Origin of the sequence: Pseudomonas sp. HMWF006 (genome assembly GCF_003061205.1) — a bacterium.
GTDB classification, from domain to species: domain Bacteria; phylum Pseudomonadota; class Gammaproteobacteria; order Pseudomonadales; family Pseudomonadaceae; genus Aquipseudomonas; species Aquipseudomonas monsensis.
In genome coordinates, this window is sequence record NZ_QAIU01000537.1 from 2,478 (window position 1) to 5,566 (window position 3,089).

The following is a 3,089-nucleotide window of genomic DNA, read 5'->3' on the forward strand; positions in this document are numbered from 1 at the left end:
CAACGCTGGGGTGCCGATCTGTGCCGGCCGTTCGACCGCGACCGCAGCGGCTTGATTGCCGGTGAGGGCGGTGGTTTTGTCGTCCTCGAAAGCCTCGAGCATGCCCTGGCCCGTGGCGCGACGCCCTATGCCGAAGTGCTGGGTTTCGGCAGCAGCCTGGATGCCTACAAGGTCACCGCGCCACAACCGCAGGGACGCGGCGCCGCACTGGCGATGCAGGCCGCGCTGGACGACGCCGGCCTGCGCGCACAGCAGATCGACCTGATCAATGCCCACGGTACCTCGACCCCGCTCAACGATGTTGCCGAAACCCTGGCGATCAAGAGCGTGTTCGCCGAACAGCAGCATTATCGGGCGTTGGCGGTCAGCGCCAACAAATCGCAATTCGGCCATCTGATTGCGGCCGCCGGTGCGCCGGAATGCATCGTCACTGCGCTGGCCTGCCTGAATGACCAGATCACGCCAACGGTGAACCGGCATACCGCCGATGAACAGTGCGATCTGGATTATTGCCCCGGTCAGGCTGTCAGCCGTCGGGTTGATTACGCGCTGAGCAATTCCTTCGGATTCGGTGGCCTCAACACCTCGCTGGCCCTTGGCAAATATCGGGAGCACGGACAATGACTCATGCCACCGCGCGTATCGCCATTGCCGGTAGCGGCTGTGTGTTGCCCAGCGGTTGGGGCGTCGACCGATTGTGGTCGGCGGCCCTTGAAGGTCGCAGCGCGATCTCGCCCCTGCAATCGTCGCTGTTGCACAGTGAGCGGGTCGTCGCATTCGGCCACGTCAGCGATGCAGCGCACCAACGCAGTCGCCAGGACGTCGCGCAAAACCTGCAGCGTTACTGCCCGCCGGCGGTGATCTGGGGTGTCAGCGCGGTGCGTCAGGCGTTGGCGCAAGCCGGACTCGAGCCGGGTGCCAGCGACGTGCGTTTCGGTCTCTATTGCTGTCAGGGCGGCTACACCCATCCATCGCTGACGTCCTACGGCGAACTGCTGCAGGAATGTCAGACCGAGAACGGTGCCGACATGCGACGCCTCGCCCAACGGGTGCTGCAGGAGCGTGCGCTCGATCCGTTTCTGGTGCTCAAAAGCCTGAGCAACGGTTTGCTCGGCGTGGTCAGTCTGGCGCTGAAACTGGAGTGCGAGTGCAACGCCTACATGCAAGGCGTGGCCGGTAATCTGGCGGCGCTGCGTGAAGCCTGCGCGGCGCTGCACAGTGGCCGCATTGATGCGGCGATTGTGGTGGGTGCCGGCAGTGAGCTCGATCCGCTGGCGCTGGCTGCCCTGGCCGAGGCCGGTGTGATCAGCACCGACGGTTCGCAGCACCTGCGCGCATTCGATCGCCAGGGACACGGCGGCATTGTCGGCGAAGGCGCTGCGGCCGTGGTGCTGCGACGTGCCGATGACCTGCCGGCCGGGCCGCAGACCTGTCTGACAGGGCTCTTTGCGCACCCACGCCTGGACTCGCTGAACCTGCCGGATAAACAGGTTGATTTGTTGATCAGCAGCGCCACCGGTGACCCGCAAAAGGACGCCGACCTGGCCCGCACACTGGCGCGAACCGGTGCCGCGCACATCACCAGCAGCACGCCGCTGACCGGCATTCTCAGTGGTGCGCCGAGCCTGGTGGATCTGATTCTCGCCCGGCAAACCCTGCAGGCGCAAAGCGTCGCTCCGATCATCGGTCTTGAGCAACCGGTGGACCCGCATCTGCCGTTTGTCATGGCGCAGCCGCGCGATGCCGTGCTGCACGATTGCCTGGTCATCAACCGCGACGACAACGGCTTCAGCGCCTGTTTTCAACTGGAATTTCACGCGGCCGACTGACTGTCCGGACGCAACGCAGCGCATCTGATTTTTCACTCAAGGGATATAACTGTCATGGATTATCGCGATTACGTACGGCCGAAATTCGTTGAACTGATGCAGGCCCTGGGCCTGGAGTGCCAGTTCCATCGTGCGCTCGGCAGCAAACTGTTTTACCGCGACAAGCAGGGTGCAGAGGTGACCGTCACCGACTTCCTCGGCGGTTACGGGGCCGCGCTGTATGGCCACAACGATCCGCAATTCGTCGATCAGCTCTGCAGCCTGTTGCGTGCCGATGTGCCGTTCAACGCGCAGATGTCGGTGCGCGGTGCCGCCGGCCAGTTGGGGCGCGAACTCAGTGAGGCGTTCAACCGTGAGCTGAACAACAACGAACGCTACATTTCGACCTTCTCCAACAGCGGCGCCGAGTCGGTGGAAATCGCCGTCAAGCACGCCGAATACCGTCGTCAGAAAAACCTGCAGAAGCAATTCGACGAGCGCGATTTCGCCCTCGCCAATCTGGTTGCCAGCGACAAGGCTTATGTCGAACTGGACATCGACGATCTCGATTTGCCAGCGGGCCTGCTGCCGCAGAATCTGTCCTGCGTCACCGTGCGCCAAGTGGCCGAAGCGGTGCGTCAGCACAACCTGGCGCAGTTGCATGTCGAGCCGGTGTTCCTGGCTGTGCGCGGCAGCTTCCACGGCAAACTGGTGAACACCGTTCAGTTGACCTATGGCAAGCAGTACCGCAAGCCGTTCGCCCGTTTCGGTCTCAACGTCGAGTTCATCGACCCGCAGCAGCCGCAGCAATTGCAAGAACTGCCGGCCCGGCATATCCGTCACTGGCTGAGCCTGGAATGGAGCGGTGAAACCCTGCAGGTACGGCGCGAGGCGTTCAGCGCGATCACCGCAGTCCTGCTCGAACCGATCCAGGGCGAAGGCGGCATCAACGAGTTCGCCGGCGAGTTCTACCTGGGCCTGCGTCGCCTGTGCAACGAGCAGCAGTGCCCGCTGATCATCGACGAAGTGCAATCGGGTTTCGGCCGCACCGGCACCTTGCTCGGCGCCAGCCATTTCAACTTGCAGGGCGATTACTACTGCCTGTCGAAAGCCCTGGGCGGTGGCCTGATGAAAATCGCCGCGACGGTGATCCGCGCCAGCCACTACGAAAACGATTTCAGCTACATCCACAGCTCGACCTTCGCCGAAGACGATGCGTCCTGTCATATCGCCCTGTCCGCCCTGCGCCGTTTGTTTGAGAACGACAGCGCGATGCTCAAG

At 63.1% G+C, this 3,089-nt stretch carries 3 protein-coding genes; all 3 read left to right on the forward strand.

The features are described from left to right. The coding region (locus DBR24_RS33520) for a beta-ketoacyl synthase (protein ID WP_256591787.1) at positions 1–624 on the forward strand (624 nt) is incomplete at its 5' end. After that, complete coding sequence (locus tag DBR24_RS24120; protein WP_123464418.1) at positions 621–1,829, forward strand: beta-ketoacyl synthase N-terminal-like domain-containing protein; 1,209 nt, start codon at positions 621–623, stop codon at positions 1,827–1,829. The genes DBR24_RS33520 and DBR24_RS24120, both read left to right, overlap by 4 nt. Positions 1,830–1,883: 54 nt before the next feature. Continuing rightward, positions 1,884–3,089, forward strand: a 1,206-nt coding sequence (locus DBR24_RS33525) for an aminotransferase class III-fold pyridoxal phosphate-dependent enzyme (protein WP_256591788.1), incomplete at its 3' end; no start/stop codon positions are given.

Bases quoted from the DNA above. Each gene is read 5' to 3' on its own strand.
- DBR24_RS24120 (WP_123464418.1), top strand. From the start codon at position 621: ATGACTCATGCCACCGCGCGTATCGCCATTGCCGGTAGCGGCTGTGTG.